21 protein-coding genes are annotated in these 18416 nt (G+C 64.1%); 7 read left to right on the plus strand and 14 right to left on the minus strand.

From position 1 onward, the window contains the following. Positions 1-16: 16 nt before the first annotated feature. The 7 genes from coaA to hisB form a co-directional block, all read right to left on the minus strand. Positions 17-973, minus strand: a complete 957-nt coding sequence (coaA, locus tag IC762_RS00880) for a type I pantothenate kinase (RefSeq protein WP_195786788.1) — start codon at positions 971-973, stop codon at positions 17-19. 15 nt (positions 974-988) lie between these two features. Beyond that, the gene (locus tag IC762_RS00885; RefSeq protein WP_195786789.1) at positions 989-1312 is read right to left on the minus strand and encodes a phosphoribosyl-ATP diphosphatase; all 324 of its coding nucleotides are present in this window, start codon (positions 1310-1312) and stop codon (positions 989-991) included. Positions 1313-1405: 93 nt separating this feature from the next. Continuing rightward, positions 1406-2182 (minus strand): imidazole glycerol phosphate synthase subunit HisF, encoded by a 777-nt coding sequence (gene hisF / locus IC762_RS00890; protein WP_195786790.1) that lies wholly within the window; start codon positions 2180-2182, stop codon positions 1406-1408. Between the two features lie 9 nt (positions 2183-2191). Continuing rightward, positions 2192-2923, minus strand: a complete 732-nt coding sequence (gene hisA / locus IC762_RS00895; RefSeq protein WP_195786791.1) for a 1-(5-phosphoribosyl)-5-[(5-phosphoribosylamino)methylideneamino]imidazole-4-carboxamide isomerase — start codon at positions 2921-2923, stop codon at positions 2192-2194. Continuing rightward, entirely contained in the window at positions 2920-3570 is a 651-nt protein-coding gene (hisH, locus tag IC762_RS00900; protein ID WP_195786792.1) for an imidazole glycerol phosphate synthase subunit HisH, read from the minus strand. Before hisH ends, hisA begins: the two co-directional genes overlap by 4 nt. Further along, a complete protein-coding gene (locus IC762_RS00905) occupies positions 3567-4097 on the minus strand; it encodes a DUF2628 domain-containing protein (protein ID WP_195786793.1) in 531 nt (176 codons plus the stop codon). The genes hisH and IC762_RS00905 overlap by 4 nt, the downstream gene beginning before the upstream one ends. 27 nt (positions 4098-4124) lie before the next feature. Then, positions 4125-4718, minus strand: a complete 594-nt coding sequence (gene hisB, locus IC762_RS00910) for an imidazoleglycerol-phosphate dehydratase HisB (protein WP_195786794.1) — start codon at positions 4716-4718, stop codon at positions 4125-4127. Between the two features lie 199 nt (positions 4719-4917). On the opposite strand from hisB, the gene hslV reads away from it, so the two are divergent. From hslV to hslU, 3 genes are all read left to right on the plus strand, one after another. Continuing rightward, positions 4918-5475: an ATP-dependent protease subunit HslV gene (gene hslV, locus IC762_RS00915; RefSeq protein ID WP_195786795.1), complete on the plus strand. Its 558-nt coding sequence runs from the start codon at positions 4918-4920 to the stop codon at positions 5473-5475. Between the two features lie 2 nt (positions 5476-5477). Next, positions 5478-5963 carry a GNAT family N-acetyltransferase gene (locus IC762_RS00920; protein ID WP_195786796.1) on the plus strand — a complete coding sequence of 162 codons (486 nt, stop codon included), beginning with the start codon at positions 5478-5480 and terminating at the stop codon, positions 5961-5963. Positions 5964-6026: 63 nt separating this feature from the next. Continuing rightward, positions 6027-7331, plus strand: a complete 1305-nt coding sequence (hslU, locus tag IC762_RS00925; protein WP_195786797.1) for an ATP-dependent protease ATPase subunit HslU — start codon at positions 6027-6029, stop codon at positions 7329-7331. Positions 7332-7340: 9 nt separating this feature from the next. Here the strand turns inward: hslU and IC762_RS00930 are convergent, their stop codons facing one another. The 3 genes from IC762_RS00930 to IC762_RS00940 are packed head-to-tail and all read right to left on the minus strand — an operon-like array spanning position 7341 to position 10259. Further along, on the minus strand, positions 7341-7934 hold the full coding sequence (locus IC762_RS00930; protein ID WP_195786798.1) for a Smr/MutS family protein: 594 nt from the start codon (positions 7932-7934) through the stop codon (positions 7341-7343). Continuing rightward, on the minus strand, positions 7931-9577 hold the full coding sequence (mltA, locus tag IC762_RS00935; RefSeq protein ID WP_246801388.1) for a murein transglycosylase A: 1647 nt from the start codon (positions 9575-9577) through the stop codon (positions 7931-7933). The genes IC762_RS00930 and mltA overlap by 4 nt, the downstream gene beginning before the upstream one ends. Further along, on the minus strand, positions 9555-10259 hold the full coding sequence (locus IC762_RS00940; protein WP_195786799.1) for a Tim44/TimA family putative adaptor protein: 705 nt from the start codon (positions 10257-10259) through the stop codon (positions 9555-9557). The genes mltA and IC762_RS00940 overlap by 23 nt, the downstream gene beginning before the upstream one ends. 442 nt (positions 10260-10701) lie before the next feature. On the opposite strand from IC762_RS00940, the gene secB reads away from it, so the two are divergent. Continuing rightward, the gene (gene secB, locus IC762_RS00945; protein WP_195786800.1) at positions 10702-11190 is read left to right on the plus strand and encodes a protein-export chaperone SecB; all 489 of its coding nucleotides are present in this window, start codon (positions 10702-10704) and stop codon (positions 11188-11190) included. A gap of 180 nt (positions 11191-11370) precedes the next feature. Here the strand turns inward: secB and dnaQ are convergent, their stop codons facing one another. The 4 genes from dnaQ to IC762_RS00965 are packed head-to-tail and all read right to left on the minus strand — an operon-like array spanning position 11371 to position 14189. Continuing rightward, positions 11371-12093, minus strand: coding sequence for a DNA polymerase III subunit epsilon (dnaQ, locus tag IC762_RS00950; RefSeq protein WP_195786801.1), 723 nt, complete (start codon positions 12091-12093; stop codon positions 11371-11373). 28 nt (positions 12094-12121) lie between these two features. Continuing rightward, positions 12122-12721: a dephospho-CoA kinase gene (gene coaE / locus IC762_RS00955; protein WP_195786802.1), complete on the minus strand. Its 600-nt coding sequence runs from the start codon at positions 12719-12721 to the stop codon at positions 12122-12124. A gap of 13 nt (positions 12722-12734) precedes the next feature. Beyond that, a complete protein-coding gene (locus IC762_RS00960; protein ID WP_195786803.1) occupies positions 12735-13343 on the minus strand; it encodes a Maf family protein in 609 nt (202 codons plus the stop codon). Between the two features lie 3 nt (positions 13344-13346). After that, positions 13347-14189 (minus strand): pyruvate, water dikinase regulatory protein, encoded by an 843-nt coding sequence (locus IC762_RS00965; RefSeq protein WP_195786804.1) that lies wholly within the window; start codon positions 14187-14189, stop codon positions 13347-13349. A gap of 446 nt (positions 14190-14635) precedes the next feature. On the opposite strand from IC762_RS00965, the gene hemJ reads away from it, so the two are divergent. The 3 genes from hemJ (at position 14636) to mnmE (ending at position 18221) form a co-directional block, all read left to right on the plus strand. Continuing rightward, the gene (hemJ, locus tag IC762_RS00970; protein WP_195786805.1) at positions 14636-15058 is read left to right on the plus strand and encodes a protoporphyrinogen oxidase HemJ; all 423 of its coding nucleotides are present in this window, start codon (positions 14636-14638) and stop codon (positions 15056-15058) included. Positions 15059-15315: 257 nt separating this feature from the next. Further along, positions 15316-16581, plus strand: coding sequence for a transcription termination factor Rho (gene rho / locus IC762_RS00975; protein WP_021078151.1), 1266 nt, complete (start codon positions 15316-15318; stop codon positions 16579-16581). A 311-nt stretch (positions 16582-16892) separates the two neighbouring features. After that, positions 16893-18221 (plus strand): tRNA uridine-5-carboxymethylaminomethyl(34) synthesis GTPase MnmE, encoded by a 1329-nt coding sequence (gene mnmE / locus IC762_RS00980; RefSeq protein ID WP_195786806.1) that lies wholly within the window; start codon positions 16893-16895, stop codon positions 18219-18221. Positions 18222-18416 lie beyond the last annotated feature (195 nt).

An 18416-nucleotide genomic window follows, 5' to 3' on the forward strand; every position in this document is an offset into this window, starting at 1 on the left:
TGATGCGGCCCGACAGCTACAGCCGCCGCAGCGCCACCGATTGCACCACGTGGTCGGCGCCCTTCTTCAGGATCAGCGTCGCGCGCGGCCGGGTCGGCCGAATGTTGTCCTCGAGATTGGCGAGGTTGGTGCGCTCCCAGATCGCGATCGCGGTCGCGGTGGCTTCCTCGTCGGACAGCGGCGCATAGCGGTGGAAGTACGACCTCGGATCGGTAAACGCCGTGTCGCGCAGCGCCAGGAAGCGCTTGATGTACCACTGCCGCAGCGCGGCTTCCTCGGCATCGATGTAAACCGAGAAGTCGAAGAAGTCGGAGACGAACGGCACCGCCTTGCCGTCGCGCGGCAGCCGGCCGGCCTGCAGCACGTTGACGCCTTCGACGATCAGGATGTCGGGCTGGTCGATCTCGACCCATTTGTTCGGCACGATATCGTAGGTCAGATGCGAATAGACCGGCGCCCGGACCCGGCGGCGCCCGGCCTTGATGTCGCTGAGGAACGACAGCAGCGTCGGCAGGTCATAGCTTTCCGGAAAGCCCTTGCGCTGCATGATGCCCTGGCGCTCGAGCACGGCGTTGGGAAACAGGAAACCGTCGGTCGTGATCAAATCGACTTTCGGCCGCGGCGACCAGCGGGCGAGCATGGCCTGCAGCACGCGCGCGGTGGTCGACTTGCCGACCGCGACCGAACCCGCAACGCCGATGATGTAGGGCATCTTGCGGTCGCGGATGTTGAGGAACTGGCGCTGCGAATAATACAGCCGCTGGGTCGCATCGACATAGATCGAGAGCAGCCGCGACAGCGGCAGATAGATGTCCTCGACCTCCTGCAAGTCGAGGCGGTCGTGCATCGAGCGCAGCCGGTCGAACTCGCCGGGCTCCAGCGTCATCGGCGTGTCGTCGCGCAGATGCGACCACTGCTGACGTGTGAAGACGCGGTAGGGATTGTATTGCTGATCTGGTGCCCGAATGTCCATGAGACCGCCCCTTGATCAATCGCGCTTGCGCGCCGCCTTCTCTTCCAGTCCGGACATCGCGGTGCGCTTCTCCAGCGCCGCCTCGACATCCTCCAGTTTCACGCCGCGTGACTTCAGCAGAACCAGCAGATGAAACACCAGATCCGCGCTCTCGGCGATGAGGTGATCGCGGTCATTCTCGACCGCGGCGATCACGGTCTCGACCGCCTCCTCGCCCAGCTTCTTGGCGCAATGCTCCGCGCCCTTGTCGAGCAGCTTGCGGGTATAGGACGCCTCGCCGCCCGACACAGCGCGGGCATCGATGGTGGCGGCCAGATCGTGGACCGTGAAACGCGACATCAACTCAACTCACGCAAGAGCGCCGGCACCGCCCCGGTGCCATCCCCAAAATGGGGATTAGCATTTTTGTGACAAGGAGTCCCCGATCTCGCGCTAGGGATCCAGCCGCATCGGCAGGCCCGAGCGCACCATGTGATCCTTGGCTTGGCGGATGGTAAATTCCCCGAAGTGGAAGATCGAGGCGGCGAGCACGCCGGTGGCGTGACCCTCGCGGACGCCGTCGACCAGGTGGTCGAGATTACCGACGCCGCCGGACGCGATGACCGGTACGGGAACACTGTCGGCGATCGCCCGGGTCAGCGGCAGGTCAAAGCCCTGCCGCGTGCCGTCGCGGTCCATCGAAGTCAGCAGTATCTCGCCGGCGCCGAGCGCGACCACTTCCTGGGCATATTCGATGGCGTCGATGCCCGTGGCATTACGTCCACCATGGGTGAAGATTTCCCAGCGGTCCGAGCCGCCGGGGCGCTTGACCCGCTTGGCGTCGATCGCGACCACGATGCATTGCTCGCCATATTTTTCGGCGGCTTCCTTGACGAACTCGCGACGGCTGACCGCCGCCGAATTGATCGAAACCTTGTCGGCGCCGGAGCGCAGCAGGGTCTTGATGTCGTCGACGGTGCGGACGCCGCCGCCGACCGTCAGCGGCATGAAGCAGGCTTCCGCGGTCCGCCGCACCACGTCCAGCATGATGCCGCGGTTCTCGTGGGTTGCGGTGATGTCGAGGAAGGTGAGCTCGTCGGCGCCGGCGGCATCATAGGCGATCGCGGCTTCGACCGGATCGCCGGCGTCGCGCAGATCGACGAAGTTGACGCCCTTGACCACGCGCCCGTCCTTGACGTCGAGACAGGGGATCACGCGAACCTTGAACATGTTTCTCTCCTAGGCCGCGCTACGGATCAGCTTGAGCGCGGCGGCCGGATCGAGCCGGCCGTCGTAGAGCGCGCGGCCGACGATGGCGCCAGCGAGCTTCTTCGCGCGCGGCTCCAGCAAGGCCTTGACGTCGTCGATCGAGGCGAAGCCGCCGGAGGCGATCACCGGAATCGAGATGCGCTCGGCCAAGGCGATCGTGGCATCTAGATTGAGGCCCTTGAGCAGGCCATCGCGGGCGATATCGGTGAAGATGATCGCGGTGACACCGGCATCTTCAAAACGTTGCGCGATCTCGAGCGCGGTGACGTGCGAGGTCTCGGCCCAGCCCTCGACCGCGACCTTGCCGTCGCGGGCATCGAGCCCGACCGCGACGCGGCCGGGGAATTTCTTCGCCGCGCCCTTCACCAGTTCCGGATCGCGCACCGCGGCGGTCCCGATGATGACGCGCGTGATGCCCTTGTCGAGCCAGGCCTCGATGGTCTTGAGGTCGCGGATACCGCCGCCGAGCTGAACGGGCATGGTGACGGCGTTGAGCATCGCCTCGACCGCCTGCGCGTTCATCGGCTTGCCGGCGAAAGCGCCGTCGAGGTCGACAATATGGAGATATTCGAATCCCTGCGCGGCGAAGGCGCGGGCCTGCGCCGCCGGATCGAGATTGAACACGGTGGCGCGCGCCATGTCGCCCTGCTCGAGGCGCACGCACTGGCCGTTCTTCAGGTCAACCGCTGGAAAGAGGATCACGGCTTCCACTTCAAGAAGTTCGAGATCAGGGCCAAGCCGAAACGCTGGCTCTTCTCGGGGTGAAACTGGGTGCCGATCGCGGTGTCCTTCCCGACGATCGCAGTCACCGGCCCGCCATAGTCGGCGCGCGCCAGCACGTCCGCCTCATTGGCGGCGTTGAGGTGATAGGAGTGCACGAAATAGGCGTGGCGGCCCTTCGGCCCGAGCGGCAGCCGCTCCAGCACCGGGTGCTCGCGGACGGGATCGAGCGTATTCCACCCCATGTGCGGGACCTTGAGGTTTTCGTCGCGCGGTTCGATCTTCACGACGTCACCGCCGATCCAGTCGAAGCCTTCGGTGATGACATGCTCCTTGCCGCGCGTCGCCATCAGCTGCATGCCGACGCAGATGCCGAAGAACGGCCGTGCCTTGACCCTGACCGCTTCGGTGAGCGCCTCCAGCATGCCGTCGACCGCATCGACGCCGCGGCGGCAATCGGCAAAGGCGCCGACGCCGGGCAGCACGATGCGATCGGCGCGATACACCGCATCAGGATCGCGCGTCACCTTGATGGCCTGCGGATCTTCCATGCTGCGCGCGGCGCGCTCGAAGGCTTTTGCCGCCGAATGCAGATTGCCGGAGCCGTAATCGATGATGGCAACGGTCATCGCGATCCTCCTGGCTCTGGAAACAATCCGATGATGCCGCCTTGCGGCAGCGGCGGGGCCTTCGAGAACGGTTGGCCCGGAACATTTCGGGTCGGCGGCGGCGCGCCGCGATCGACCGACCATTGGTCGTTGACGACGCCGCGGTGACGTGCGGTCCAGCGATCGAAGAAGCGGCGCTCGGCGGCTTCCTCGTCATCGGCCACGACGATGTCGAGCTGGCGCCATTTGCGCCGCGACAACGTCCAGCGCTGCAGGCTCGCGGCCTCGAACCCGAGCAACAGCATCAGCACGAGGTCGACGAGGAAAACCGCTCCACCGCCAAGGCCGAGCTTCACCAGTGCGAAGTCGACCGCGAAGGTGAGGACGAGCCAGCCGAGCAGCGCCAGCCAGAGCCGGTGCCAGGCGAGCCAGATCACGCCGGTCACCGCGGCCCAGAAATGGAAGCCGTCACGTACGAAAGCGAATTTGTCGGTCGCCGCGAGATCGGCGCCGTTCCCCAAGGGGGCATGCACTGTGTAGACCGGCATCGGAAACTCCGCCGAGATGAGGAGACGTCAGCCGCCGAGCTGACCCTTCGTCGAGGGCACTTCGCCCTGGGCGCGCGGATCGATCGCGACCGCCGTCCGGAGCGCCCTCGCCAGACCCTTGAAGCAGGATTCGGCGATATGATGGCTGTTCTCGCCATATAGGGTCTCGACGTGGAGAGTCACGCCGGCGTTCATCGCAAAGGCGTTGAACCACTCGCGCACCAGCTCGGTGTCGAACTCGCCGATCTTGTCGCGCGGGAAGTCGGCCTTGAACACCAGCACCGGACGCCCCGAAATGTCGATCACGATCCGCGACAGCGTCTCGTCCATCGGCATGTGGATCGAGGCGTAACGGGTGATGCCGGCCATGTTGCCGAGCGCCTGCTTCACGGCCTGGCCGAGCGCAATTCCGACGTCTTCGGTGGTGTGGTGGTAATCGACATGGAGATCGCCATCCGCCTTCACCGTGATGTCGATGCGGGAATGCCGGGCCAGGAGATCGAGCATATGATCGAAGAAGCCGATCCCGGTCGAAACCGTGGATACGCCCTTCCCGTCGAGGTTGACCGTCACCTCGATGTCGGTCTCCTTGGTCTTGCGCTTGATGGTCGCCGTGCGCATGAAAATCGAGCTCTCTCGTGCCGAAAACGCAAATCCTCTAATCGCCGGCCTTTTAACAGGCCGATGTCACCTTCGCTACTGCGGGATGACGCCAAATTGCCCCGACTTGCGGCCATGGTGACCAAAATGGCCCGCAAAGACCCCCTGGATTGTAACCCCCTGCCGGACCGCCTAAATCAGCCCGGACAAGAGGTAACTTATGCAAGCATCCCAAAATGAGCTGCCGGTCTGGCATGGCACCACGATCTGCACCGTCCGCAAGGGCGGCAGGGTGGTGATCGGCGGCGACGGCCAGGTCTCGATCGGCCAGACCGTGATCAAGGCCAATGCCAAGAAGGTCCGCCGGATCGGCAAGGGCGACGTGATCGGCGGTTTTGCCGGCGCCACCGCCGACGCCTTCACCTTGTTCGAGCGCCTCGAGGGCAAGCTCGAGCAATATCCGGGGCAATTGACCCGGGCCTGCGTCGAGCTCGCCAAGGACTGGCGCACCGACCGCTATTTGCGCCGGCTGGAGGCGATGATGATCGTCGCTGACAAGGATGTCTCGCTGGTGCTGACCGGTACCGGCGACGTGCTGGAGCCTGAAAGTGGCGTGATGGCGATCGGCTCCGGCGGCAATTATGCGCTGGCCGCCGCGCGTGCACTTATCGACACCGACAAGGACGCCGAGACCATCGTGCGCCGCGCGCTCGATATCGCGGCCGATATCTGCGTCTACACCAACCGCAACGTGACGATCGAGTCGATCGGCGGCTGAGCATGGCCGGCCCCTATCATTTCCGTCCGATGACCAGCGACGACCTGCCGCAGATCCAGCGCTGGCTGGCGCTGCCGCATGTCCGGGAGTGGTGGGGCGACCCGGCCGAGCAATATGCGCTGGTCAGCGGCGATCTCGAGGAGCCGGCGATGGACCAGTTCATCGTCGCGACCGCAACCGGCGAGTTCGGCTACATCCAATGTTACGACCTGACGACGTGGAATTCCGGCTTCGGCGTCCAGCCCGAGGGCACGCGCGGCATCGATCTGTTCATCGGCGAGCCCGGCATGATCGAGCATGGTCACGGCGCCGCGCTGATCCGCGCCTTCGTCGACGCGCGGCTGGCGCAGGGCGCCCCACGAATTGTCTCCGACCCCGACCCGACCAACGCACGCGCGGTGCGCGCCTATGAGAAAGCGGGTTTCCAGAGGGCAGGCATCGTCGACACGCCTGACGGGCCGGCGTTGCTGATGGTCCGCGACGCATGACACCAACGTCGCAGGCGCGAAACCGCGCTTGCCGAGATAGTTCTTTCAACCTAGCTAGAGCCAATGACCGACTTCTCCCCCCGTGAAATAGTTTCCGAACTCGACCGCTTCATCGTCGGCCAGGGCGACGCCAAGCGGGCCGTCTCTATCGCCTTGCGCAACCGCTGGCGGCGGCTGCAGCTGTCCGGTTCCCTGCGCGAGGAGGTTCTGCCCAAGAACATCCTGATGATCGGGCCGACCGGCGTCGGCAAGACCGAGATCGCGCGCCGGCTGGCCAAGCTTGCGGCTGCGCCGTTCCTCAAGGTCGAGGCCACCAAATTCACCGAGGTCGGCTATGTCGGCCGCGACGTCGAGCAGATCATCCGCGATCTCGTCGAGGTCGCGATCGCCCAGGTGCGCGAGCGCAAGCGCAAGGACGTCCAGGCCCGCGCCCAGCTTGCCGCCGAGGAGCGCGTGCTGGATGCGCTGGTCGGTCCCGGATCGAGCCCGGCGACGCGGGAGTCGTTTCGCAAGAAGCTGCGCGCCGGCGAGCTCAACGACAAGGAAATCGAGATCGAGACGCAATCGTCCGGGAGCGGCATGCCGATGTTCGAGATCCCCGGCATGCCCGGCGCCCAGATGGGCGCGATCTCGCTCGGCGACATCTTCGGCAAGATGGGCGGGCGCAGCAAGACCCGCCGCCTCACCGTCGAAGGCTCGCACGAGATCCTGGTCAACGAGGAATCCGACAAGCTGCTCGACACCGATCAATTGGTGCTGGAGGCGATCAGCGCGGTCGAGAACAACGGCATCGTGTTCCTTGACGAGATCGACAAGATCTGCGTGCGCGAGAACCGCCATGGTGGCGACGTCTCGCGCGAGGGCGTGCAGCGCGACCTGCTGCCGTTGATCGAGGGCACCACGGTCTCGACCAAGCATGGCGCGGTCAAGACCGACCACATCCTGTTCATTGCCTCCGGCGCGTTCCACATCGCAAAACCGTCGGACCTTTTGCCGGAATTGCAGGGCCGCCTGCCGATCCGCGTCGAGCTGCAGGCGCTGACCCGCGACGACATGCGCAGGATTTTGACCGAGCCCGAGGCGTCGCTGATCAAGCAATATGTCGCGCTGCTGAAGACCGAGGGCGTGACGCTCGATATCACCGACGGCGCGATCGATGCGCTCGCCGACATCGCGGTCGCCGTCAATTCGACGGTCGAGAACATCGGCGCAAGGCGGTTGCAGACCGTGATGGAGCGGGTGCTGGACGAGATCTCCTTCACTGCACCGGACCGCCACGGCGAGACCATCCAGGTCGACGCCGACTATGTGACGAAGCACGTCGGTGACCTCGCCAAGAACGCCGATCTGAGCCGGTTCATCCTGTAGGGGTTGCGGCTAACCTCGCGCACGTCGGACGCGCACATACAGCGCGCCGCCGCCGCCATGGCCGATACTTGCCTCCTCGAAGCCGACCACCAGCGCGCGGAATTCCGGCAGGCTGAGCCATTCCGGCACCTGACGGCGCAACACGCCGCGCTCGGCGGACTCGCCGCCAACCTTGCCCTTGCCGGTGATGACGAGCACGAAGGTGAGCCCGTCATGATGCGCGCGTTGTAGGAAGCCGAACAGCACCCGGTGCGCACGCGTCTGCGTCATGCCATGGAGATCGAGCCGCGCATCGATGTCCTGCCTGCCGCGCGACAGCTTTGCGCGCTCGCGGCGGCCGATCGGTGCCAGCGGCGGCAGCTGCGGGCGTGGGGTCGGCACGACCTTGACCGGCGCCGCCGGCTTGACTGGAACGGGTTTTGCCAAGGCGTGATGCGGCACAGGCTCGGGCGGAGCCGCATGGGCTTTCGCGGGTGAAGATCGCTTGCGCAGTGGCTTGACCTGTTTCGCCACGCTCTCCCAGAGCGCGCGCTCCTCTTCACTCAGCGTGCGCTTGCGCCGCGATGGAGCGGAGAGATCGGGAATCGGCGCTGGACGTTTCATCTGTAACGGTGATGTCGCGCGCGTCGCGTGCGCCGCTTCTCCGGTTGCTGCGGAATGTCGGGACGCGCGGCCGGCAGCGGCACCGGTTCTGCCACAGGCGCAGCCTGCGCGACAGGGGTCGGCGCCGCGGGAGCGGCAACTGCGGGAGCATCCTTCGTCGCCGGATCCCTTGGCGCCGAACCCTTGGTCTCAGCATTCTTGGCGACGTTCTTGGCGACATCTTTGGTCCCGCTCTTGGCGACTGTCGCCGCAGGCGCCTCTGGAGGCTTCGCCGCCGTCTTGTCCGGTTGCGGATCGGTCTGCGGAAACAGCTTCGCGATCTTCGCCGACGGCCGTTCGTCCGGGATCGGCAGCTTGTGACCGCGCGCGACGGGATCGATCCCCTTGGGCACCAGCATGACGAACTGCGCATTGTGCCGCAGCCGGCCCGACACCTTTCCGGCATCCGCGCCGGCGCCGAAATAGAGATCGGCGCGCGCAGGACCCACGATGGCGGAGCCCGTGTCCTGCGCGATCATCAGCCGGTGGAACGGCGTCTTCGATTGTTCGGATTCGATCGGCAGCTCGCCCGCGATGAAGAACGGCGTGCCGTAGACATGCAGCGCCTTGTCGACCGCGATCGAGCGGCCCGGCGTCAGCGGCACGCCCTGCGCGCCGACCGCCTCGTCCTTGTCGGACAGCGACACCTCGCGGAAGAAGACATAGGCGCGGTTCTGCCGCCGCAGCTCCTTGGCGCCATCAGGGTTCTGGTCCATCCATTCCCTGATCTTCTGCATCGACATCTGATCTTTCGGGATGATGCCGCGATCGATCAGGATGCGGCCGACCGGCGTGTAGGGATAGCCATTATGCGCATCATAGTTGATCCGCACCGTGCCGCCGTCGGTCAGCTTGATCCGCGCCGAACCCTGGATCTGCGCGAACAAGAGATCGGTCTGGCTCTTCAGCCAGCAGATTTCGAGCCCACGGCCGGCGATCGCGCCATCCTCGATCTGGGCCCGGTCGTAATAGGGCACGAGCTTGCGGCGGCCGATCTTGCGATAGACCGGACCGCTGTTGGGCAGACCGACGGAGGCTTGCGTCTTGCCGCGCACGAACAGATTGGATGGGCGGCGATAGACCGGGACGTTGTAGACATCGGTCTGCGTCCGCGACCCATCGAGCACCGGCTCGTAATAGCCGGTGACGAAACCGGCATCCTCGCCGAGCCGCGAAATCTTCAGCGGCACGAAATTCTGCTCGAAAAAGTCCTTTGCCTTCGCGCTGTCGGCGAGTTCGTGCTCTCTGGCAGCCCGGCAGGGATCGCGCAGCGAGCTGCCGAGCGCCTTGGCTTCCGCCGGCAGGCCGTGCTCGGCCGCGATCGGCTTGCAGCTCGTGCGGAAGGCCTTGTAGGCCGCGAGGTGGTCGTCGTCGCTCCAGCCGGCGACAGTGGCCCAGCTTAGCGGCTCGTACTGGCTGCCGCTGACCTGCAACGGCAAATCCAGCTTGGGATAGGGGGTCTGGCGCGCATGCTCATGCACCGGCGCGTGGCGGCTTCGGTAGCGCGCGGCGATCGCCGCCGTGGAGCAAACAACCGCCAGCGCGCAACACGCTACCGCGAGGCGTCCATAGCTGAGGTGCTTAGTGAGCGCTTCCAGTGCCAACCAGCTTCCAGTTCGGATCGCGGGAGCTCGAGTCGCGGGCAAAGGTCCAGACGTCAGTGATGTCGGCAACCTTGTCCGGGCTGCCGTCGACGATCGTTCCCGTCTTGTCGCGCGTGACCGAGATCATCTGCGAGACGAAGCGGACGGTGAGCTGCGCCACGCGGTCGCGGGTCTCCGCGCTGACGATCTCGGCCTTGTCGATCGACACGAACCGGGTCTCGGTCTTCTGCTCGTGCTTCTCGCGATCCTTGATTGCGGACTCGAAGCTTTCATACACCTCGGTCGACAACAAATCCCTAAGCGCGCGACGATCGCCGTTGGCGAAGGCCAGCACGATCATCTCGTAGGCCGAGCGGGCGCCGGACAGGAAATGCCGTGGGTCGAACGCGGAATCCTGGGCGGCGATCGCGTCGAGACCCTGCGCCAGGGCGGTGCCGGGCTCGGCGACGCCTTTCCAGCGCTCGGACGGTTCGACCGGCTCGGCGGGAGCGGCCGAGGCCGGCTGATCGATCACCGATCCCGGCATCGGGACGACGTTATTGTCCTGGCCGCGCTGCACGACGTTGGGCGCCGCGCGATCATAGGGCGGCCGCTCGCTTCCCGTGCGCTGTCCGAGCACGCTGCGCAGGCGCAGGAAGATGAACACGGCCAGCGCCAGGAAGATGATGGTGTAGATATCCACGTCGAATTCGCTTTCTGGTCTCTGCCGGCAACGGGCCGGTCATCCAAGTGTTCCGGGGTCAAGTATTCCCGGTCAAGCGTTCCCGGTGAGGAACGGCAGAGATTACATCACCGATTGAGTCCGCAGCATGTAGGCATGAAACTATGCCCGGCCAATGGCGCTTTTTGGCACGGGCAAGTGTAGCGCGTTTTGACCGTGGGGGGAAACCCGTTCCTGCCTGGAAATCGCGCATATTCAATAATTTAGGAAGTCATTAAGGGGTTGGCGCGGCCGCCTTTGCGCCCCTCCGCGCGCGAATCCGGCGAACTCTGCCGCTTCCTTTGGCGCGTCGTCCTTGTCGACTGCGCTCGCCCTATGATAGCCACTCGCCCGGCATTCCCGACACCTTTGACGCGTGCCGTCGGACATCCCGTCCATCGAGCGTCGCTTCAGGAGACATTTCATGACCAACGGCAACGGCGCGCCTGTCGAGCAGGCCCCTCCCCAGCTCAACGTGCTGGCGCAGTACACCAAGGATTTGTCGTTCGAGAACCCGAACGCGCCGTCCTCTCTCGGCCCGCAGCAGCAACAGCCGGCGATCAACATCCAGATCAACGTTGCCGCCAACAACCTCGCCGAAAACGAGTTCGAGGTGATCCTGTCGATCGAGGGCAAGGCCGAGACCGCCGGCAAGGTGATGTTCAGCTTCGACCTCGCCTATGCCGGCGTGTTCCGGGTCGTCAATGTGCCGAAGGAAAACCTGCACCCGCTGATCATGATCGAGTGCCCGCGGCTGCTGTTCCCGTTCGCCCGCGAGATCGTCGCGACCTCGGTCCGCGACGGCGGCTTCCCGCCCTTGATGCTGGATCCGGTCGATTTCGTCAGCCTCTACCGCCAGAACATGGAACGGCAAGCCGCTGCCCAGGCCGTGTCCGGCGCCAAGCCGAGCTGATCTCGGGGCGCAGGGAAGGTTCAACCCGTTACCCTAGCTAAGGCCAGTTGCCGACCAGCTCGGTGTCGTCGCCCGCGTATGCGGGCGATCCAGTATTCCAGAGACGTCGGCGATAAACGGAGGGGCCTCGGCGTACTGGGTCGCCCGGTCAAGCCGGGCGATGACACCGGTAATGAGGAATCAAACGGCCGGGGCTGCTGACGGCGCGGGCTGCGGCAAATAGTCGTTCCAGATCGGCTTGTCGCCGAGGGTGCCGACAAAGTCGCGGTGGGCTTCGCGATCGGCGTCGCTGATCCGCGCCAACAATGGGGTCGCACGCTGCCGCCGCGGTGTGTCGCCAAAGCTGCCGGCGCGCGCATCTGCCGCTTCCGACGCCAGGATCAGCTGCGACTGCCGCGCCCCGATCAGGTCGATATAGACCTCGGCCAGCAGCTCGGCGTCGAGCAGCGCGCCGTGCTTGGTGCGGCGGGAATTGTCGATCGCATAGCGCGAGCAGAGATCGTCGAGCCTGTTCGACACGCCGGGATGCTTGCGCCGCGCCAGCAGCAGCGTGTCGACCAGCCGGTCCTTCGGGATCGCCCGCCGCTTGATGCGGTCGAGCTCGGCATTGATGAAGCTGATGTCGAAGGACGCGTTGTGGATCACCAGCGGCGTGTCGCCGATGAAAGCCAGAAACTCGTCCACGACCTCGGTGAACAGCGGCTTGCTGGCCAGGAACTCGGTCGACAGCCCGTGCACGGCGAACGCTTCCGCCGGCATGTCGCGCTCGGGATTGATGTAGACGTGATAGGTCTGCCCCGTCGGCATGCGGTTATACATCTCGACACAGCCGATCTCGACCAGCCGGTCGCCGCGCAGCGGGTCGAGGCCAGTGGTTTCGGTATCGAGAACGATTTCGCGCATGAGAGCAAGGGATCCGGAAGCGGGCGAATCAGGCGCGCCGCTCCGGCATCTTAACAACCTCGGCCAGAATGTCGCGGATGCGCGCCCGCACCGGATCAAGTCCGTGCGAGGTATCCACGATGAAATCGGCGCGCTTGCGCTTTTCGGCGTCCGGCATCTGCTTGGCGATGATGGCGTCGAGCGTTGCGGCATCCATGGTGCCGCGCTCCAGCACGCGCTCGCGTTGCAGTTCCGGCGAAGTGGTCACGACGACAACCGCGTCGACACGCTTTTCACCACCGGTCTCGAACAGCAGAGGAATATCGAGCACGACAACGGGCGCGCCGGCTGTCTCCGCATCGGCAAAGAACTTTTGCCGCGACGCGCCCAGCATCGGGTGCACGATTCCCTCGAGCTGCTTCATCGCCGCGGCGTCGCCCACCACGCGCGCCGAAAGTCTCGCCCGATCGACCTTGCCGTCCATGGTGGTCCCGGGAAACGCGGCCTCGATCGCCGGCGCTGCTTCGCCCTCGTAGAGCTGATGCACGGCCGCATCGGCGTCATAGACCGGCACGCCAGCCTCCATGAACAATTTCGCGGTGGTGGATTTCCCCATCCCGATCGAGCCAGTCAGGCCAAGGATCATCATCGGATCGGTTCTCTCATACGGCGAGCAGTGCCTCGCGGCGCAGGAATGCGAGCAGCGACAATAGCGGCAGGCCGAGGATGGTGAAATGGTCACCCTCGATACGCTCGAACAGGTGCACGCCAAGCCCCTCGAGCTGATAGGCGCCGACGCTGGTCGTCACCGCATCGCCGGCCTGGCCGAGATAGGCCTCGATCTCGCTGCGACCGAGCGGCCGCATGGTCATGCGGGCAATGCTGACATCCGCGAACTGGATCTTGCCGTTGCGCGCGACCGAGACGGCTGAATGCAGCTCATGCGTACGGCCCGCGAGCAGGCCGAGCTGCTCGGCCGCCTGCGCGCGGCCGGCTGGCTTGCTGAACATCTGCGGCCCCAGCGCCAGCGTCTGATCAGCACCGACGACGTACTGGCCGGGCTTCTGCCGCGAGACGGACAGCGCCTTCTCGCGCGCCAGCAGCGAAGCGATCTCGCCAGGTGAAGAAAGGCCGGAATCCCTCTGCACCGCGCGCTCGTCGATGTCAGCCGGCAGTGCCTCGAAATCGAGGCCGGCATTTTCCAGCAGCATCTTTCGCGCACGGCTTTGCGACGCCAGAATCAGCCGCTGTTGTCCGCGCCAGATGCTCATATTCTACAGGTCTTCCGACGGTCGCGCGCGCTGGCGGTCGTTATAGAGCTTCATCACCGCAGCCGCCGTCTCCTCGATCGAACGCCGTGTCACGTCCAGCAATGCCCAATTGAACTTGGCGCTCAGGCGTCGCGCAAAGGCGACCTCGTCGGCCACCGCCTGCTTGTCGATATAGGTCTCGTTGTCGCGGTCACCCATGGTGAGCAAACGATTTTGCCGAACCTGGATCAGACGCTCCGGCGTCGCATGCAGACTGACCACCAAGGGCTTCTTCAAGGTCTCGAGCTGGTGCGGCAGCGGAATGCCCGGCACCAGCGGCACGTTCGCGGTGCGAATGCCGCGGTTGGCGAGATAGATCGAGGTCGGTGTCTTGGAGGTGCGGGACACGCCGACCAGGACGACATCGGCCTCCTCGAGGCCTTCGACGTGCTGGCCGTCGTCATGCATCATCGTGAAGTTCAACGCATCGATGCGCGCAAAATATTCCGCATTGAGCACGTGCTGCGCACCGACCCGCCCGGTGGTCGCGGCACCCAGATACGCCTCGAACAATTGCATCACCGGCCCGATGATCGACAGGCTCGGAACGTTGATCTCGCGGCACTTCGCCTCGAGCCGGCCGACCAGATCCTTCTCCAGCAGCGTGAACAGCACGATGCCGGGCGATTCCTCGATCTCGTCGAGCACCCGATCGAGCTGTTTCTGGCTGCGCACCAGCGGGTACACATGCTCGACCGCAGTGACGTTGGCATATTGCGCGGCGACCGCGCGCGCCACGGTGATCAGCGTCTCGCCGGTCGAATCGGAGACCAGATGGAGATGAAAATAGTTGGAGGTGGTGGGCACCAGAACCCCTGTCTATCCTGTGAATCCCTGTGGAGGTCGGGGGTGAGAATCCGGGGCCGCGGGCCAGTTCCGGGATAACCCATCCTTTTCTTCACAGCACCCCGTAACGGGACAAGTCGACGTCATGAGAGGCGATGATAGTGAGTGGGTGTGGATTTGTCTCTTCATAAGCTGGCCACAGGCCAGCACAAGCAATTGAGTCAACCCAACGAATCCGGATACCCAGGCCGGGCGGCCAGAATGTTGAGGGATGTGAACAAGCTCTCAAGAGAGACTGGATCGCGTTGCATGAGTCAAATCCCCTGCCACTTAGACTCAAACCTAAGATTCTAAAATTATTAGGTTTAGGAAAGCCGAGCTTGCGGATATGTATCGGTCCCTCGCTTGCAAGGCCTTGCTCGCAACGTTGAGCTCGCCCGATCCGTTCCCCCGAAAGGCAATCCGCGATGTACGAGTGGATCAAGGCGCTGCACATCATTGCCGTCATCTCCTGGATGGCGGGGATGCTCTATCTGCCGCGCCTGTTCGTCTACCATTGCGAAGCCGAGATCGGCTCGAAGCAGTCCGAGACCTTCAAGGTCATGGAGCGGCGCCTGCTCAGGGCGATCATCAACCCGGCGATGGGCGTGACCTGGCTCGCCGGCCTTTACATGGTCTGGGAAAGGCAGTGGTACACGGCCGGCTGGTTTCACGCCAAATTGACGCTGGTGCTGATCATGTCGGGTATCCACGGCTTTTTATCGCGCTGTGTGAAGGACTTCGCTGCCGACCGGAATCAGCGCAGCCAGAAATTCTACCGTATTATCAATGAGGTGCCGACGCTGTTGATGATCCTGATCGTTATCCTGGTAGTGGTGAAGCCGTTTTAGCGACCTTGCGATGCCCAGGAAGCGTGCTTCAGTCCTTCTTGCGAAGCTTGGATCGATTTTCTATATAGGCGTTATCCCACCCCACGCAGGCGGATGTGGTCGCGTTCCGGTCTTTTTCTTGGACCGGCCGCCGCATCAGGTTTGAAGCCCCAACGGCACTTTCCTGGCTGAGACCTGCGGACCTTCCCTTGGCGTCCGCTTTTTCCAAAGCCACCTCGCACTCCCTTCCCTAGCTACTTCCTCACAGGACTACCCCAATGCGGGAAATCAAACTCCAGGACCTCAAATCGAAAACGCCGGCCGAGCTCGTCTCGTTCGCGGAAGAGAATGGGGTCGAGAACGCCAGCACCATGCGCAAGCAAGAGCTGATGTTCGCCATCCTCAAGCAGCTCGCGATTGCCGAGACCGACATTATCGGTGAAGGCGTCGTCGAGGTTCTGTCCGACGGCTTCGGCTTCCTTCGTTCACCCGATGCGAATTATCTGCCCGGCCCCGACGACATCTACGTTTCGCCCTCGCAGATCCGCCGCTTCGGCTTGCGCACCGGCGACACCATCGAAGGCCATATCCGCAGCCCGAAAGAAGGCGAACGCTATTTCGCGCTGCTCAAGGTCAACACGCTCAATTTCGAAGACCCGGAAAAGTCGAAGCACAAGGTCAATTTCGACAACCTCACGCCGCTGTTTCCCAATCAGCGTTTCCGCATGGAGCTTGAGGATTCGACCAAGAAAGACCTGTCTGCGCGCGTCATCGACATCGTCGCGCCGATCGGCAAGGGCCAGCGCGCGTTGATCGTCGCGCCGCCGCGCACCGGCAAGACGGTGCTGATGCAGAACATCGCGCACTCGATCACCGCCAATCATCCGGACTGCTATCTGATCGTGCTCCTGATCGACGAACGTCCGGAAGAAGTCACGGACATGCAGCGTTCGGTGAAGGGCGAGGTGGTGTCGTCGACCTTCGACGAACCGGCCGTGCGCCACGTCCAGGTTGCCGAGATGGTGATCGAGAAGGCCAAGCGCCTGGTCGAGCACGGCCGCGACGTCGTGATCCTGCTCGATTCGATCACCCGCCTCGGCCGCGCCTACAACACGGTGGTGCCGTCATCCGGCAAGGTCTTGACCGGCGGCGTCGACGCCAACGCCCTGCAGCGCCCGAAGCGCTTCTTCGGCGCCGCGCGCAACATCGAGGAGGGCGGTTCGCTGACGATCATCGCGACCGCGTTGGTCGATACCGGCAGCCGAATGGACGAAGTCATCTTCGAAGAGTTCAAGGGCACCGGTAACTCGGAACTGATCCTCGACCGCAAGGTCTCCGACAAGCGGACCTTCCCGGCGATCGACATCGCCCGCTCCGGAACCCGCAAGGAGGAGCTCATCACCGATCCGCAGGTCCTCAAGAAGATGTACGTCCTGCGCCGCATCCTCAATCCGATGGGCACCATGGACGCGATCGACTTCCTGCTCGACAAGCTCCGCAATACGAAGAGCAACTCGGAGTTCTTCGACTCGATGAATACCTGAGGCCGCAGCCCAGGACCGAACAGGGCGCTCCGCTGCAACGGGGCGCCTTTTTCATGCTGCGGCTTTGCTGCAGAAGGGTGCAGCATGAGGCCGGAGCTCGTAAACACTTTATTTACTATGTAACGTACTGATATGATTTAAACATCTTGATCGCTAGCGTGAAGTCTGATGTCGAGCCCCGCAGCCTCGCAACATAATTGCTGCGCGAATGCTGCGGCGGACGATCGCGTATGTTGCAATGCAATATAAGACTAATCGCGGGACTGAGGGAAACGGCGTTGCCTTTGCAACGGCGCAAGACCTAATAGGACATGCATCCGCGCGACCAAACCATCTTCGCTCTGTCCTCCGGGCGTCCGCCAAGCGCGATTGCCATTGTCAGACTGTCTGGCCCAATGGCCGAGTCGGTCATTGAGGGCCTTGCCGGCAAAGCGCCGACCCCGCGGATGGCGACGCGGGTGCTGCTCCGCGATTTGAACCGTCAGCCGATCGACGACGCGGTCGTGCTGTGGTTTCCAGGGCCGGCCAGCGCCACCGGTGAGGACGTCGCCGAGTTTCACGTCCATGGCGGCCGCGCAGTGCTGGCGGCGGTGTTCGCCGCGTTGGCCGCCTTCGCGAATGTGCGGCCGGCCGAGCCTGGCGAGTTCACGCGCCGGGCGTTCGAGAACGGCAAGCTCGACCTGACCGAAGCCGAAGGCCTCGACGACCTGATCCACGCCGATACCGACCGTCAGCGGCGCCAGGCGCTGCGCCAGCTGAAGGGCCTGCTCGGCGACCGCGCCCGCGACTGGCGCGAGCGGATCATTGCGGCTTCGGCGCTGATCGAGGCCGGCATCGATTTCTCCGACGAAGGCGATGTCTCCGCTGAGTTGATCACGCCGGCGCTGGCGAAGATCGAATCGCTCCGCGACGAGATCCAGACCGTTCTATCAGCTCAGGGCCAAGGCGAGCGGCTGCGCGACGGTCTCGTCGTCGCCATCGCCGGGCCGCCGAATGTCGGCAAGTCGACCCTGATCAACCAGCTTGCCCGACGCGAGGTCGCGATCGTCTCGCCGCATGCCGGCACCACGCGCGACGTGATCGAGGTGCAGCTCGACCTCGACGGCTATCCAGTCACGGTGATCGACACCGCCGGAATCCGGGAGACCGACGATCCGGTTGAGCAGGAGGGGGTTCGCCGTGCTCGCGCGCGCGCCGCGGAGGCGGACCTGGTGCTGTGGCTGGCCGACGGTATCGATCGCAAAGTGAGGTATGACAGTGCTACCCCGACCTGGCTGGTGCGGAACAAGATCGATCTCGGCACGGTTTTGGCTGGTTCAGGCGAGGGCGGTCATCCCGAATTCAGGGTATCGGCAGCTCGCGGCGATGGGATTCCGGAACTGATCGCTGCGCTTGTCAGCTTCGCCCATGATTATTTCGGTACCAGCGAGGGAGGCTTGATCAGCCGAACGCGTCAGCGGGTTTTGCTCCAGGCGACAGTCGAGGCGCTTCGGGGGAGCATCGACGTGGCCGGGCAGGGCGAGGAGCTCGCGGCCGAGGAACTCCGGCGGGCTGCCTATGCACTCGGTCGTCTGCTCGGGCGGGTCGATGTCGAGGACATCCTCGACGTCATCTTCCGGGAGTTCTGCATAGGGAAGTAGCGCGGCTGTTTCACGTGAAACAGCGGTTCGGGGTTCCGACTCGGCCCTCGTTTCACGTGAAACAATTCCCGACGGGTGATGCAGGCTATGTTTCACGTGAAACAAGCTTTGTCCCCTCATTGCGCGTGAGGCGAACCAGTCCATATCTGCGGCAAGCCTCCAACTTCGTTCTTCCGGCTTTCATCACTCCGCGAT

Origin of the sequence: Bradyrhizobium genosp. L (assembly GCF_015624485.1) — a bacterium.
Taxonomy (GTDB): domain Bacteria; phylum Pseudomonadota; class Alphaproteobacteria; order Rhizobiales; family Xanthobacteraceae; genus Bradyrhizobium.

Coding starts and splice junctions, on each gene's coding strand:
- coaE (WP_195786802.1), bottom strand. CDS start 12,721: ATGATGATCCTTGGCCTGACTGGCTCGATCGGGATGGGGAAATCCACC.
- hisB (WP_195786794.1), bottom strand. CDS start 4,718: ATGCGCACGGCGACCATCAAGCGCAAGACCAAGGAGACCGACATCGAG.
- coaA (WP_195786788.1), bottom strand. CDS start 973: ATGGACATTCGGGCACCAGATCAGCAATACAATCCCTACCGCGTCTTC.
- IC762_RS00885 (WP_195786789.1), bottom strand. CDS start 1,312: ATGTCGCGTTTCACGGTCCACGATCTGGCCGCCACCATCGATGCCCGC.
- hslV (WP_195786795.1), top strand. CDS start 4,918: ATGCAAGCATCCCAAAATGAGCTGCCGGTCTGGCATGGCACCACGATC.
- IC762_RS00920 (WP_195786796.1), top strand. CDS start 5,478: ATGGCCGGCCCCTATCATTTCCGTCCGATGACCAGCGACGACCTGCCG.
- rho (WP_021078151.1), top strand. CDS start 15,316: ATGCGGGAAATCAAACTCCAGGACCTCAAATCGAAAACGCCGGCCGAG.
- IC762_RS00905 (WP_195786793.1), bottom strand. CDS start 4,097: ATGCCGGTCTACACAGTGCATGCCCCCTTGGGGAACGGCGCCGATCTC.
- hemJ (WP_195786805.1), top strand. CDS start 14,636: ATGTACGAGTGGATCAAGGCGCTGCACATCATTGCCGTCATCTCCTGG.
- hisF (WP_195786790.1), bottom strand. CDS start 2,182: ATGTTCAAGGTTCGCGTGATCCCCTGTCTCGACGTCAAGGACGGGCGC.
- IC762_RS00960 (WP_195786803.1), bottom strand. CDS start 13,343: ATGAGCATCTGGCGCGGACAACAGCGGCTGATTCTGGCGTCGCAAAGC.
- mnmE (WP_195786806.1), top strand. CDS start 16,893: ATGCATCCGCGCGACCAAACCATCTTCGCTCTGTCCTCCGGGCGTCCG.
- secB (WP_195786800.1), top strand. CDS start 10,702: ATGACCAACGGCAACGGCGCGCCTGTCGAGCAGGCCCCTCCCCAGCTC.
- IC762_RS00930 (WP_195786798.1), bottom strand. CDS start 7,934: ATGAAACGTCCAGCGCCGATTCCCGATCTCTCCGCTCCATCGCGGCGC.
- hisH (WP_195786792.1), bottom strand. CDS start 3,570: ATGACCGTTGCCATCATCGATTACGGCTCCGGCAATCTGCATTCGGCG.
- hslU (WP_195786797.1), top strand. CDS start 6,027: ATGACCGACTTCTCCCCCCGTGAAATAGTTTCCGAACTCGACCGCTTC.
- dnaQ (WP_195786801.1), bottom strand. CDS start 12,093: ATGCGCGAAATCGTTCTCGATACCGAAACCACTGGCCTCGACCCGCTG.